A 14267-nucleotide genomic window follows, 5' to 3' on the forward strand; every position below is an offset into this window, starting at 1 on the left:
CCAATAACGGAGTGCCCTGCTAACCGTGATGGCTGGGCAGTGGACCCTATCAACGATTAGAAGTTCAGATATGCCAGTACCAGTGCGGAAGGCGATATTTCCGGTCGGGGGGCTTGGCACGCGTTTCCTGCCGGCAACCAAGTCAATGCCGAAAGAAATGCTTCCGGTTGTCGACAAACCGCTCATTCAGTATGCCGTTGAAGAAGCGCGTGCCGCCGGGATTGAGGAGTTCATCTTCGTCACCGGCCGCGGCAAGACCGCGATAGAGGATCATTTTGATCACGCGTTTGAGTTGCAATCCATGCTCAACGAGCGGAGCAAGAAAGACGCGTTGAAGGTGGTCGAGGCGACGATCCCGGCCGCCGGTCAGTTTTCCTATACCCGTCAGCAGGAACCGCTTGGCCTGGGTCATGCGGTCTGGTGCGCGCGGAATTTTGTCGGCATGGAGCCTGTTGCGGTTCTGCTGGCGGATGATCTGATCCTGAACGGCCAGGGCTGCCTGAAGCAGATGGTCGACGCCTATAACAAGGTCGGCGGAAACATGGTTGCGGCCATGGAAGTCGAACGCGAGGAAACCCAATCCTACGGCGTCATCACGCCGGGTGAGGTGAGGGACCGGCTCATAGAAGTGCGTGGCCTGGTGGAAAAGCCGAAACCGGAAGAGGCGCCGTCGAACTATGCGATCATCGGCCGCTATATTCTGCAGCCCAAGGTCTTTGAGGACCTGGCGCGTTTTGAAAAAGGCGCCGGCGGCGAAATCCAGCTTACGGATGCCATGGCCCGCCAGCTCGGCCTTCAGCCTTTCAACGGTTACTTGTTTGAAGGGCATCGTTTTGACTGCGGCACAAAGTCCGGCTTTCTCGAGGCGAATATAGCCTATGCTCTCGACCGTCCGGACATGGCAGATGCCGTCCGGAGCTTTTTGAAGAATTACGCCTGATCACGGAGCGACTTCATGCGTATTGCCATGATCGGTACCGGCTATGTCGGCCTGGTATCCGGAGCCTGCTTTTCGGAATTCGGTAACGACGTCGTTTGCGTCGATAAGGACGAGGTGAAGATCTCACGTCTTGATCGCGGGGAAATACCGATCTTCGAGCCGGGCCTGGACGACCTGGTCGCGAATAACGTGCGTGCAGGGCGGCTTACTTTCACGACCGACCTAACCTCAGCGGTCAGGGATGCGGACGCGGTGTTCATCGCTGTTGGCACGCCGACGCGGCGCGGTGACGGGCACGCGGATCTGTCATACGTCTACGGCGCGGCAAAAGAGATCGCCGATGCGATGGAAGGTTATACTGTCGTCGTCACCAAATCGACGGTCCCTGTCGGAACTGGCCGCGAGGTCGAGCGTATCATTCGTGAAGCACGGCCGGACGTGGATTTCGATGTCTGTTCGAACCCGGAATTTCTGCGCGAGGGGGCCGCGATCGCGGACTTCATGCGTCCCGACCGGGTGGTGATTGGCTCGGAAAGCGAGCGCGCCCAGGAAGCGATGCGGGCAATCTACCGGCCGCTTTATCTGATTGAGACGCCGATCGTCTTCACCTCTCTGCAGACCAGTGAGTTGATCAAATACGCGGCGAACACGTTCCTCGCGACCAAGATCACCTTCATCAATGAAATCGCGGATCTGTGTGAGAAGGTTGGCGCAGATGTGCATGACGTATCGCGGGGTATCGGCCTCGATGGCCGGATCGGCCGCAAGTTCCTGCATCCTGGTCCCGGTTATGGTGGTTCTTGCTTCCCGAAAGACACGCTGGCGCTGGTGAAGACCGCACAGGATTACGAGGCGCCGTTGCGGATCGTCGAGACGGTGGTCGATATCAACGATAAGCGCAAGAAGCAGATGGCGGACAAGGTCATTCGAGCCTGTGGTGGTTCGGTCTCCGGCAAGACCATTGCTGTCCTCGGCCTTACTTTCAAGCCGAATACAGATGATATGCGGGATAGCCCCAGCCTCGACATTGTCCCCGCCCTGCAGGCGGCCGGTGCAACGGTGAAGGCTTATGATCCGGAAGGCATGAAGGAAGCGCGGGAGATGCTCCCGGGTGTCGAGATGTATGACAATGCATATGCACCGATTGAAGGGGCCGACGTCGTTGTGCTCATCACCGAGTGGAACGAGTTCCGGGCGCTTGACCTGAAGCGCGTCAAGGGGTTGCTGAAGGAGCCCCTGATGGTCGATCTGCGTAACGTCTATAACCCGGACGAGATGGCCGATGCCGGATTTACCTATGTCTGCGTAGGCCGCAGCACAATTGACGCGAAGGTTCAGGCATGAGTGCACACCAGTTCCTACCGACGATCCTTCGGGAATATGATGTTCGCGGTGTTGTCGGCGAAACGCTGAGTACCGACGATGCCCGGGCTCTCGGCCGGGCGTTCGGAACGCGGGTCATCCGCAATGGCGGCACAAAGGTGTCTGTCGGACGCGACGGACGGATCAGCTCGCCCGACATGGAAGCGGCGGTGGTCGAGGGGCTGATGGCCGCCGGGATCGCCGTCACCCGTCTTGGCGGCGTTGCCACACCGATGCTTTATTATTCGGTCTATGCACTCGAGACCGATGGCGGGATCATGATCACCGGCTCGCACAATCCGCCGAACCATAACGGTTTCAAGATGATGCTGGGCAAAGGGCCGTTCTTCGGTGCCGATATTCAGGATCTTGGCCGGATCGCGGCGGAAGACGATTTTGAGAGTGGTTTAGGCTCGGTCGAGGATGCCGATATTCTTGACAGCTATGTCGACCGCCTGCTGCGGGACGTCAGCCTAGGTCGCCAGTTGAAGATCGTCTGGGATTGCGGAAACGGTGCTGCGGGCCCATCAGTAAACCAGGTCTGCATGCGGCTGCCCTCGAACCACAAGGTGTTGTTCCCCGAAGTCGACGGAACCTTTCCGAATCACCATCCCGATCCGACTGTGCCCGAGAACCTTGAGGATCTCATTGCCATGGTGCAGGAGCGCGGTGCCGATCTCGGGATTGCTTTCGATGGCGATGGCGATCGTATCGGTGTCATTGATGACAAGGGCCGGGTGCTCTGGGGTGATCAACTGCTGACAGTGCTGGCCGAGGATGTGCTGAAAGAAAACCCGGGTGCCACCGTTATCGCCGATGTGAAGGCAAGCCAGGTGCTGTTCGACAAGATCGCGGAATTTGGCGGCAAGCCACTGATGTGGCGGACAGGTCATTCCCTGATCAAGACCAAGATGGCGGAAACAGGTGCACCGCTCGCCGGTGAGATGAGCGGGCACATCTTCTTCAAGGATCGCTATTACGGCTTCGACGACGCGCTATACGCGGCGGTCAGGCTGGTCGAGGGGCTGAGCCACCGGGACGAGCCGCTGTCTGCGATCCGGGATGCGCTGCCGCAGGTCATGAACACACCGGAGATGCGCTTCCAGTGCGACGACACACGCAAGTTTGATGTTGTGACCGAGGTCAAGGACTGGCTCTCTGACCAGACCGGCATCGAGGTGTCGGACGCGGACGGCGTCCGGGTCAACACCCCGGACGGCTGGTGGTTGCTGCGCGCCTCCAACACACAGGACGTGCTTGTGGCGCGTTGCGAGTCGCAGACCGAGGCTGGGCTGGACCGGCTGAAGGGCCAGCTCAGGGATGCACTGACGGCCGTAGGTGAGACCCTGCCGGATATCTGAGAGACGGGCGCGGGAGCAGAGATGCAGCGGCGCCAGATCTTGTAAAGGCATCGGAGGTCGATGCAATGAAACCAATTTCAGTTGTTTGCGGGGCCGTCACGAGATGAGTGGGGCATCGAAAGTTATTGCTTCCGAGTTACCGGTCGAAAGCATTCTGCGTGAGCGTATTGCGCCATCCGATTTCCTGGATTGTTTTTCAGTCGCTTCGGAGATGACGCCTAGGCGGGCGGCGGAGATTATTGTCGACTTTCCAGGGTGGGCCCGAGCATTGCTGCGTTTACGCAATGTTTTGACCTCACCGTTTGGTCTGTCGGCAGATGGCCCGGCCGCAGCTGACAAGGTAGGAGTTTTCCCGGTGGAGCAGGAAACCGGGACGGAATTGATCGCCGGTTTCAACGATCGCCATCTTGATTTTCGTGTTTCGGTCTTCAGCGACGGAGGCAGGGTGTCATTGGCTACCTGGGTGCACCCACATAATCTCGGAGGCTGGCTTTATTTGGCGACAATCCTGCCATTTCATATCCTTGTCGTACGGAATGCCTTGGCTCGGGTTGCGGTATCAGACGCCGCCCTTCGGTAAGGCATTTGGCATTTGACCTGCTCGCAGGAAAGTTGCTGCGGATTATCGAGGTGAGAAAATCGATGCGCCTTAGTCGGCGGCAGGGATCGTGGCGACTTCGAGGCCGTCGTTACCAGGAACGGGAACACAAGGCACATGTTTTCGGGCCAGCAAGGCGCAGGCGTTACGGGCACCGGCCTCACTCAGGCCAGTGACGCGGGAGCGATAGACGGTGCCGTGCTCGCGGGTCACGCGCTCGACGGAGTCGGTTGAACCCTTCAAGATTAGCTTCAGGTGCTTGCGGGCTGTATCGATCATCGCTTCAGCTGGCCCCTTGCTTGAATAGGCACCCACCTGAATACCCCAGCCGCGATCCGATCCGCCAAGAACCGTTTCAGTTTGCAAGGTGGCATCGGTAATAGTCGATTGAGCGGATGCGAGCTGAACTATACCGTTTTCATCGAAGGTTGGCCGTGCCATCGGGATAGGAGCTGGTGTCCGGTTGCGGGCGATAAGTTCCGCCTTTTTAAAGCCACGATTGAGGAGTGAGATCATGTGTCGGTCGCGGGATTTTGCGGTCCGGCCACCAAACACCACGGCGATCAGATGTCTGTCGCCCTGGTGCACGGAGGATACCAGATTGAAACCGGATGCACGGGTGTAGCCCGTCTTGATGCCATCGGTTCCGGAATAGCGGCCGAGAAGGTTGTTGTGATTGCCGTAGGTACGGCCCTTGTAAGTGAACTTCTTTGTTCGGAAATAGTGGTAATACTGCGGGAAATCGCGCTGGATTCGGAGACCGAGCTTGGCCATGTCTCGGGCTGTGCTTTTCTGCCGTCGGTTCGGGAGGCCCGAAGCGTTCCGGAAGCTGGTCTTGGTCATGCCAAGTGTGCGTGCTTTCTTGGTCATCGCGACAGCGAAATTGACTTCACTTCGTGCCAGATGCTCACCAACAACGGTGGCGACATCATTCGCAGAGCGGGTGACCAGGGCGAGGATAGCGTCTTTGACGGTTATTTGATCACCTTTACGCAAACCAATGTTGGTTTGCGGTTGCCCTGCGGCACGCTTGGAAACCTTCATCCGGGTCTTCAGCGTAACCTTGCCTTTATCCAAGGCATCGAAAACCATGTAGAGGGTCATGATTTTGGTGAGTGATGCGGGGTAGTTTTTGGTGTCGGCGTTCTTCGCGTAGAGGACGTCCAGTGTCTCCGCGTCCATGACGAAAGAGGCATAGCGTGCTTCCGCGCCTCCAGCCGACAACCAGAGCATCAGCCCAACCGCGAGGGCGCAGAAAACCATGAAGGCTCGCCGTGTCACGCAGTCCGCCATGTGCCCCCCCCATTCGTCCGTCCTGCCAGAAATGCAATACGGGTACATCGTACCAAAAATCATCGAAATCTTATGTAAGAGCTTAGCTCTTGTCCATAACCGATTGAAACAAAATTAAACATGCCGTCAATTTTGAGGGTGGTTGTGGAATTGATCAGAGGTTGGCACACGAGTCGATTGCCTCTTTCAATCAATTATGCTGCAGCGCACAAAAAATACACTTGACCTTTTTCCTGTAATTCCTATCTTACCGTATATGTTGCAATGCAGCATGAGCCCGGACATATCCTGTGAATGTGCGTGTCCGAGGGACATGCCTGCGGCCCGCCGGGCTAAGTCCCCGGATTTTGACAACAAATGCGCAAGGAGAGTTATTATGGTTGCGAAGAAAACCACCTCTACCGCTGCTGCCGGCCAGGTCGAAGACGCGGTCGCAGTTGGTAAGGAAACTGTTGAAGCCGCTGTGAAGGCGACTCAGGAAGTTGCCGAGAAGAGCTACGGCCAGGCGGTCGAGCTCATGAAAGATCATGCGGAGAAGGCCCAGAAGGCTCTCTATGGCGGCTATGACGAATACACGTCGCTGGGCAAGGCTAACTACGACGCCTATGTCACGGCGATGAACACCTGGTCCAAGGGCTTTGAGGCCATCGGCAAAGAGCTCTATGCCTTCGGTCAGGAAAGCGTTGAGGTCTCCGTCGAAACAGGAAAGACCGTGATGAGCTGCAAGACCGTCAATGATCTGATGGAACTGCAGACCGACATGACCAAGAAAAGCTATGACAAGGCCGTCGGGGAAATCACCAAGATTTCCGAGATGTCCGTCAAGACGGTCAATGAAGCGATCAAGCCGATCCAGGAAAGCCTGACCGGTACCTTTGAGAAAATTACCAAGCAGGCCGCCGCCTAACTGGTTGTCTCACATATGACGAACGAAAGCCCGGCTGCAACAGCCGGGCTTTTTGTATTTTGTCGATCCGAAGCCACTTCCGAACCCGGATTTTCTTTAGCAGGGTGATTTTGCAGTCCGAAAATCATGAGGCGTCTGACGGATTTAACCTTGCAACGGCTTGTGCTCGACACGAAATGTCTGTCACCCTATTCGCATCGGGCAAGAGGTCAGGCGGGAATTTCCGCTAGGGCTTTTTTCCGGCTCGAGACGACTTAATTCAGATTGTGCAGCATATGAAGACCGGCCCGGTGCGGCGCGGGAGAGTTACGGTTCTGGAAATGAGTAAAGACGACGACAAGATCGGTGACGGCACCAACACGGGCGTTGTTATCAAGGCCCGCCCGAAAACCAAGAAGCCGGCGATGTATAAAGTCATCATGCTGAATGACGATTATACGCCGATGGAGTTCGTCGTTCACGTTCTGGAAAGATTTTTCTCCAAGAATAGGGATGAAGCGACGACGATCATGATGCATGTCCACCAGCGCGGTGTCGGTATCTGTGGTGTATATACCTACGAAGTCGCTGAAACAAAAGTAACGCAGGTAATGGATTTTGCCCGTCAGCACCAGCACCCATTGCAATGCACTCTTGAAAAGGCTTGAGCACAAATGTTGTCGAAAAACCTAGAGGAAAGTCTGCATAGAGCACTCGATCTCGCGAACGAGCGAAGCCACGAGTATGCAACGCTCGAGCACCTGCTTTATGCATTGACGACCGATCAGGATGCCATTGCGGTGATGCGCGCCTGCGATGTGGATGTCGAGCGGTTGCGCGGTGATCTTGCCGGATATATCGACAATGATCTGATGAACCTGATCGGTGGTCAGGAAGAGGAAGCCAAACCGACCGCCGGCTTCCAACGGGTCGTGCAGCGGGCTGTGATCCATGTGCAATCATCCGGCCGGGCAGAGGTGACGGGCGCGAATGTCCTGGTCGCCCTGTTCTCCGAGCGCGAGAGCCATGCAGTTTATTTCCTGCAGGAGCAGGAGATGTCCCGCTTCGATGCGGTGAACTACATTTCCCACGGTATCGCCAAGGTTCATGGCCAGACGGAAGCCCCACGGGTCGACGGCGCCGATGAAGACGCCAAGCAGGATACCGTGAATAAGAGCGGCAACGAGGCGCTGGATGCCTATTGTGTTGATCTGAATCAGAAGGCGATCGCCGGCAAGATTGATCCGCTGATCGGCCGCGAGTTCGAGGTCGAACGCACGATCCAGATCCTTTGCCGCCGGACCAAGAACAACCCGCTCTATGTCGGTGACCCTGGCGTTGGCAAGACTGCTATCGCCGAAGGTCTGGCGCGCCGCATCGTTGATGGCCAGGTTCCTGAAGTTCTGCAGGACGCCCAGATTTTCTCGCTCGACATGGGATCACTGCTTGCAGGTACCCGCTATCGCGGCGATTTCGAGGAGCGGCTGAAGGCCGTTGTCTCGGAACTTGAGCGCAATCCGGACGCCGTCCTGTTCATTGATGAGATTCACACGGTGATCGGTGCCGGGGCTACTTCCGGCGGAGCTATGGATGCGTCGAATCTGCTGAAGCCCGCGCTTCAGTCCGGCGCCTTACGCTGCATTGGTTCGACCACCTACAAGGAATTCCGGACTCATTTCGAAAAAGACCGTGCGTTGGTCCGCCGTTTCCAGAAAATCGACGTGAAAGAGCCGTCCATCGAAGACAGCATCAAGATCCTGAAGGGTCTGAAACCTTATTATGAAGAGCACCACAAGGTGCGCTTCACAGCAGAGGCGCTAAAGACGGCTGTGGAACTCTCGGCGAAATATATCGGCGACAGAAAATTGCCCGACAAGGCGATTGACGTGATCGACGAGGTCGGCGCGGCACAGATGCTGGTGGCACCATCCAAGCGCCGGAAGACCATCGGGGTGAAGGAAGTCGAGGAAATCGTTGCGAAGATCGCCCGGATACCTCCGAAGAGCGTGTCGACCGACGACAGAACCGTGCTGAAGAACCTGGAACGAGATCTAAAGACCGTGGTCTTCGGTCAGGACGACGCGATCGGCTCGCTGGCAACCGCGATCAAGCTCTCACGAGCTGGGCTGCGCGAGCCCGAGAAGCCGATCGGCAATTATCTCTTCTCCGGTCCGACCGGTGTCGGCAAGACCGAGGTGGCGCGCCAGCTGGCGAATGCGTTGGGTATCGAGCTTACGCGCTTTGATATGTCGGAATATATGGAACGTCACAGCATCTCCCGTCTGATCGGCGCACCTCCGGGCTATGTCGGCTTCGATCAGGGTGGCCTGTTGACGGACGCCATTGATCAGAACCCGCATTGTGTTCTGTTGCTGGACGAAATCGAGAAGGCGCACCCGGATCTGTTCAACGTGCTGTTGCAAGTCATGGATCACGGCAAGCTGACGGATCACAATGGCAAGAACGTCGACTTCCGGAACGTCATCCTGATCATGACGACTAATGCCGGTGCATCCGATCTGGCGAAGGAAGCTGTCGGTTTCATGCGTACGGAACGTGAAGGCGACGATTCCGAGGCGATCAACCGAATGTTCACCCCGGAGTTCCGGAACCGTCTGGATGCCATCATTCCGTTCAGCAACCTGACGCCGGAAATCATCGCCCGTGTGGTCGAGAAGTTCATCATGCAGCTTGAGGTGCAGCTCTCTGATCGTGGCGTCACCATCGAGCTCAGTGAGGCGGCTCGCAACTGGCTCGGCGAGAAGGGCTATGACCGTCTCTATGGTGCCCGTCCGCTCAGTCGGATCATTCAGGAGCACGTCAAGAAGCCTTTGGCGGAGGAACTGCTCTTCGGCAAGCTGGTCAAGGGCGGCCTGGTGCAGGTCGAGCTGAAGGATGATGGCCTGACCTTCTCCTATCCAGACGATGGCGGTGACAGCTCAAGCGGCGGCCCGAAGGGTGCGAAGAAAAAACCGGAACTGGTTAACTGACACTGTCCTGAGACCGTCCCGTTTATGTTGGAGGGTCCGGTATCACAATAGGAAATACAAGGCCGCGCTGTCTGAACCAGCGCGGCCTGTCAGTCTCGTATATAATTCGCGACCTGAAGGACCGCTATTTGCGGTGATTTATCCCCTTAGGTGCGCGTTAGGAAGTTAAGTAGCGCCGTCAATGCGAGAACTCCCAACGCAGCGAAGGGCAGGAAGTCCAAGCCTACGCTGATCGCCAACAAGCTTGCGAATCCTGATCCCAGGGCAATGCCCAAATAGCTTGCTGATGAGTTACCCGCCAGGACTAACGCGTGCTGATCTTTTGACACTAGTCCAACCAGCCGGCTTTGCTGAGGGGTGGCAAAAAGAGTTCCGGCGAAAGCGCAACCGGCGAGTATCAAAGCTCCCATCACCGCACCGAGTTCTGCATTCATAGCGATCAGCAATGCCGCAAGGCTCACAATGCTCGCCCAGATAAGAGAACTCGCTCCTACGCGATCCGACAAAAACCCGCAGCAGCGTTTCCGGCGACGCCAAAGACGCCAAAGAGCAGGATCGCAATGGGCAGATCTTCATTGCTCACACTGAATTTCTGACCCAGAAGCTCGCCCATCAGGGCATAAATCGTGAACTGCGCCGCAAGCATCCCTATCGTTGCCAATAGGATAATTGTCGGCTTCCAAAAACTGACGCCTTGGCTCTTTCCAGGTTCGGAGATGGGTGTGGTGTTGTTTTCTTTCAGTAGAAACACCACCGCAAGCACTAGAAAAAGAACGGCAGCACAAGCGATTGCGGCCATCGCACCACGCCAGTCCAGCAGCAGTGTCAGCCATGTGACAATCGGAACACCTCCCACCGTGGCTAATGTGAAGCCGGCAAAAACAGTTGCGAGAGTGGCGCCTCGGCGCTCATCCGGGACGCAGGCAATTGCAAGAGCTGAGCTTGTCGGTGCGATAAGTGCCCCTCCTAAAGCGGACAATATCCGCGCAATGAGAAGACTTAGGAACTCTGTAGCCACCGCTGTCCAGATGAGAGACGCAACGAGAATGACGGTTCCACTGACGATGAGAGTACAAGGTGTCAGTTTTCGTCTCAGTGTGAACTGTGCAGCCGGTGCAGCGATGGCAAAAGTTGCTGCGAAGGCGGTCACGAGCCAGCCCGCCGCTCCGGGGGCAATTTCAAGGTCTCTGGTCAAGGCGGGCCCGACACCAAGGATGCTCAGCGATGTCGTGCCAATGATGAACATGCCTAACGCCAGTGTCCAAGCCACCAAACGGCGTTGTTTTTCAGTTGTCATTTCGGCTCCGTTGGGGAACCCAGGCAGACCTTGACGATCCCTCAGACGGCAACCACGCTTCGTGCTGCAAGGATATCCCGATGCGGAAGAGGTGCATCTTCCGAGAACAGACCATTGTAACTGAACGGCTCCAATAGGCGTCGAAGCTCTCATTCATTCTCGGCGTGGCAATTGCCGCCGCGCCAGGCAATTTTCCATATAAAAAAGCCCGCGTGGAGCGCGGGCCTTTCAATGATTTGATCTGTCTTCCGCTGCGGTTTAGGCAGCCTTCAGATAGTTTGCCGAGCCTTCAACGACAGCCTTGAGGGCGTCGGGGTCGATCCGCCAGGCGCCATTGGCGTTCGCGGCAATGTCTGTATGGCGATCAACGAGAATCAGCATTTCAGAAGTTGTGAAACCGTTCATTTCGGCGGCTTCGAGAAGTGTGAGGCAAAAACGATCACTCATGATCTATCTCCCAATATCTTGATCTTGATAAAGCTGACGGCGCCAGATGGCTGGCCAGGCAGCTCATTTTCTAAGAGGTATATTGACCTATTCACCGGTTTTGCGGTGCACAAATAGCGAAGATCAGCCATGCATTGAGATCAACCCTCAGATCGGAAAGGGGACTGATTTTCGAGGGCTTCTTTCTCATAGGCCATCTGTTCCGTCTCCCGTCGCAAGAAATCCCCTACAGCATCGTTGAAGGAGCGGGAAGGGATGAGATGGCAGCTCCGGGTATAGCGGGGCATGTAGCCACGCTGGATCTTGTGCTGTCCCTGCGCACCGGCTTCGACCCACTTCAGGCTGCGTGCGATGGCAAAATCGATGGCCTGATAATAGCAAAGCTCGAAATGTAAGAACTTGAAGTCGGCAATGCAGCCCCAGTTGCGGCCATAGAGCGTATCGTCACCAATCAGGTTGAGAGCCCCGGCAACGGGCGTTCCATCCATCTCTGCGATCACGAGAAGCACCCGGTCCGCCATGCGCTCGCCGAGCAAATCGAAGAAAGAGCGTGTCAAATAGGCCGACCCCCACTTCCGGTCGCTAGTATCGGTATAGAAGCGATAGAAGGAATCCCAGTGGCGGGTCTCTATGTCGGTACCTGTCAGCTGTCGGATTGTAAGACCGGATTCCGCCGCCGCCTTTCGTTCTTTTCGGATCGCTTTGCGCTTGCGGGAAGAGAGCGCGTCAAGGAAGTCGCCGAACGTTTGGTATCCGTCGTTATGCCAGTGAAATTGCAGGCCGACCCGCTTGAGGAAATCGGCCTCACCAAGGGCGTTCCATTGTGCTTCAGGCAAGAAGTTCAGATGCAGGGAGGAGACCCCGAAGCGCTTGGTTATCTCAATCAGGCCGCTAATCAATATGTTGCCGACCGCTTCGGCATCCACATCTGGGTGGCAGAGCAGGCGGGGGCCAGTCACAGGGGTAAAGGGTACTGCGGAGAGCAGTTTTGGGTAATACTCGCCGCCAGCGCGCTCATAGGCGTCCGCCCAACCCCAGTCGAACACATATTCGCCCTGGGAGTGGCCCTTCAGGTAGAGGGGAACGATACCGGCGATCCGGTCCTCATCGTCAGCATAGACCAGATGCTGTGGCAGCCAGCCGGTCTCGGCCTTTACCGAGCCGCTATCTTCCAGCGCGGACAGGAAGGCGTGGCTGAGAAAAGGATTAGACGCACCGGCGCAGGCATCCCAATCGGCCGGATCAATCTCGTGAATGGAGCGGACGACCGAGATGGCCGCCCGCGCCTCCGTATTGTTTTCACCGTCGGGCACCGGCTCTCACCTTCCGCTGATGTTGCTCTTGGAAGATTGTGCGCCGCAACGATCAGTCAACTGCAACCGGTTCCTCAAGCGAGCTCGATGACCGCGTCAACCTCGACCGCGACGCCGAGGGGCAGGGAGCCTGCACCAACGGCAAAACGGGCGTGCTTACCCTTTTCGCCGAATACTTCGACCATGAGGTCGGAAGCGCCATTCACCACCATCGGGTGCTGCGTGAAGTCGTCCGTGGCATTGACGAAGCCGCCAAGTTTCACGATCCGTGCGACCTTGTCGAGGTCGCCGCCGCACGCCGCGCTGGCCTGGGCAATAATGTTAAGAGCACAGATTCGGGCAATCTTCTGTGCGTCTTCGGCGGTCATGTCTTTGCCAACTTTGCCGACGCCCTTCAGCTCTCCATTCCAGAACGGGACCTGTCCTGAAATATAAAGGGTCTTCCCGGAAATCATGTATGGCACATAGTTAGCCGCAGGCGCGGCGGCGTTGGGAAGGTCGATACCGAGTTCGGAAAGGCGTGCGTCAATTGCGCCGGCCATGGCAGACTCCTTAGTCTCTTGGAATGTTCTTGCGAATTGTCCTGAAGGACCGCGCAGAGCATAGACAGTCACACCGGAGGCCGCTACTTTTTCCAAAAAGAGGGGTGCGTCAAAAAATGACGCACCCAGTATCGGACGATAGAGGCTTCGTCCTTTGGAGCTTCACAGGGTAATCGGGGAGCGGGGATGGGAGAGTACCGCTCCCCGGTTTTCCATCGTTTGGCTGACGATGGAACTCTGAACCTAGAGGACTGAAGCTATGCCCTCACGGGTCCGCTACCAGGGGTGGAGCTATTCCAGATTCAGCTCCGAAACTCTATATATAGTAGTTTAAGGCATGCTGAACCGCAATAACTATTTTTGCGGGTAATTTCTTTGAATATTTAAAATGAACCTGAGCTAATCACTGGTTACCAGGGTAGCCTCCTGCGTATTAGGGTTATTCTTATCGAGTCTTTGACCCAGCCTGGATGTCGTTCTCAGAGCGCGGGGTCCCCCGGTTTTTCGGGAGTGCGGCGAATTCCTTGAATGCGGAAACGCATGACGCCTAATACGTGTCGCGTTCGTAGCCCTGATCTCCGATGGCGCGCTCTACTGCGGCAACCGGGTCACCAACAATCTTCATCAGCTCGTGTGTGCTGGCCTCACGCCGCCTTGCCAATTCATGCGGCACCGCTTCCGGAGGTGGCGGGGCAGATTTCAGAAAATCGAGTGATGGCTGAAATTTGCGAAGCCTTGTCATGGTAGTCATCTGGTCCGACGCTGGGGCGAGAGATATCCCAACGCCAACGCGATTGACGCAAATGATGGGGAAAATGGCGGCAATGCCTGGAAACTCAGTATTCGCGTAGATTTCACGATTCCAGTATGTGTCGACGATCCGGGGAAAATGGAAAAAATCGTAGACCGGCACCATGCCAGACTTCTTGAGCGGCAGGATTTCGATCTGTGGCTTCGCCGGATTGACGGTGTCGTTGGCGACATCGACATAGTATGTGCCGAACTGCATCGCATTCTGAAAATAGCTCTCCCGCAGCACGTCCTAGATCTTGCGGCCAATGCCGCCGGCACGAATGAATTTGAGGAGCGCAAGGGATGTAGGGCATCGCGGCTGATGAATGTCGGCGACCAGCCGGTCATAGACCGCGTCCCGAATTTCCCGGCAAGGGCCCAGCGGATAAAGTTTCCCACTGAACTCGGGGAATTGGGGGGCAAGCATGGCGTCAACCTCTTGTCGC

General features: G+C 56.5%; 15 protein-coding genes. 7 read left to right on the forward strand and 8 right to left on the reverse strand.

Annotation, left to right across the window (positions count from 1 at the left end; all coding sequences use genetic code 11):
* The first annotated feature begins 70 nt into the window (after positions 1–70).
* The 4 genes from galU (at position 71) to ABJ076_RS11935 (ending at position 4243) form a co-directional block, all read left to right on the forward strand.
* Complete coding sequence (galU, locus tag ABJ076_RS11920) at positions 71–940, forward strand: UTP--glucose-1-phosphate uridylyltransferase GalU (protein WP_348187437.1); 870 nt, start codon at positions 71–73, stop codon at positions 938–940.
* Between the two features lie 15 nt (positions 941–955).
* Complete coding sequence (locus ABJ076_RS11925; protein WP_348187435.1) at positions 956–2284, forward strand: UDP-glucose/GDP-mannose dehydrogenase family protein; 1329 nt, start codon at positions 956–958, stop codon at positions 2282–2284.
* Positions 2281–3663: a phosphomannomutase/phosphoglucomutase gene (locus ABJ076_RS11930; protein ID WP_348187433.1), complete on the forward strand. Its 1383-nt coding sequence runs from the start codon at positions 2281–2283 to the stop codon at positions 3661–3663. Before ABJ076_RS11925 ends, ABJ076_RS11930 begins: the two co-directional genes overlap by 4 nt.
* 103 nt (positions 3664–3766) lie before the next feature.
* On the forward strand, positions 3767–4243 hold the full coding sequence (locus ABJ076_RS11935; RefSeq protein WP_348187431.1) for a DUF2867 domain-containing protein: 477 nt from the start codon (positions 3767–3769) through the stop codon (positions 4241–4243).
* A 69-nt stretch (positions 4244–4312) separates the two neighbouring features.
* Here the strand turns inward: ABJ076_RS11935 and ABJ076_RS11940 are convergent, their stop codons facing one another.
* Entirely contained in the window at positions 4313–5554 is a 1242-nt protein-coding gene (locus ABJ076_RS11940; RefSeq protein WP_348187429.1) for a D-alanyl-D-alanine carboxypeptidase, read from the reverse strand.
* 376 nt (positions 5555–5930) lie between these two features.
* Between ABJ076_RS11940 and ABJ076_RS11945 the strand changes: the two genes are divergently transcribed.
* The 3 genes from ABJ076_RS11945 (at position 5931) to clpA (ending at position 9430) form a co-directional block, all read left to right on the forward strand.
* Entirely contained in the window at positions 5931–6461 is a 531-nt protein-coding gene (locus tag ABJ076_RS11945) for a phasin family protein (RefSeq protein ID WP_348187427.1), read from the forward strand.
* A gap of 320 nt (positions 6462–6781) precedes the next feature.
* A complete protein-coding gene (gene clpS, locus ABJ076_RS11950; RefSeq protein WP_348187425.1) occupies positions 6782–7108 on the forward strand; it encodes an ATP-dependent Clp protease adapter ClpS in 327 nt (108 codons plus the stop codon).
* Positions 7109–7114: 6 nt separating this feature from the next.
* Positions 7115–9430 (forward strand): ATP-dependent Clp protease ATP-binding subunit ClpA, encoded by a 2316-nt coding sequence (clpA, locus tag ABJ076_RS11955; protein ID WP_348187423.1) that lies wholly within the window; start codon positions 7115–7117, stop codon positions 9428–9430.
* Positions 9431–9576: 146 nt separating this feature from the next.
* Here clpA and ABJ076_RS11960 read toward each other — a convergent pair whose 3' ends face one another.
* The 7 genes from ABJ076_RS11960 to ABJ076_RS11990 form a co-directional block, all read right to left on the reverse strand.
* Positions 9577–9891 (reverse strand): hypothetical protein, encoded by a 315-nt coding sequence (locus ABJ076_RS11960; protein ID WP_348187421.1) that lies wholly within the window; start codon positions 9889–9891, stop codon positions 9577–9579.
* 29 nt (positions 9892–9920) lie between these two features.
* Positions 9921–10727: an MFS transporter gene (locus tag ABJ076_RS11965; protein ID WP_348187419.1), complete on the reverse strand. Its 807-nt coding sequence runs from the start codon at positions 10725–10727 to the stop codon at positions 9921–9923.
* 258 nt (positions 10728–10985) lie between these two features.
* A complete protein-coding gene (locus ABJ076_RS11970; RefSeq protein ID WP_348187417.1) occupies positions 10986–11174 on the reverse strand; it encodes a hypothetical protein in 189 nt (62 codons plus the stop codon).
* 140 nt (positions 11175–11314) lie between these two features.
* Positions 11315–12487, reverse strand: a complete 1173-nt coding sequence (locus ABJ076_RS11975; RefSeq protein ID WP_348187415.1) for a GNAT family N-acetyltransferase — start codon at positions 12485–12487, stop codon at positions 11315–11317.
* 74 nt (positions 12488–12561) lie between these two features.
* Positions 12562–13029, reverse strand: coding sequence for a RidA family protein (locus ABJ076_RS11980; RefSeq protein ID WP_348187413.1), 468 nt, complete (start codon positions 13027–13029; stop codon positions 12562–12564).
* Between the two features lie 547 nt (positions 13030–13576).
* A complete protein-coding gene (locus tag ABJ076_RS11985) occupies positions 13577–14068 on the reverse strand; it encodes a hypothetical protein (protein WP_348187411.1) in 492 nt (163 codons plus the stop codon).
* A gap of 3 nt (positions 14069–14071) precedes the next feature.
* On the reverse strand, positions 14072–14248 hold the full coding sequence (locus ABJ076_RS11990; RefSeq protein ID WP_348187409.1) for a hypothetical protein: 177 nt from the start codon (positions 14246–14248) through the stop codon (positions 14072–14074).
* Positions 14249–14267 lie beyond the last annotated feature (19 nt).

The sequence above is a fragment of the Nisaea sp. genome (assembly GCF_039990255.1).
In the GTDB taxonomy this organism is placed as follows: domain Bacteria; phylum Pseudomonadota; class Alphaproteobacteria; order Thalassobaculales; family Thalassobaculaceae; genus Nisaea.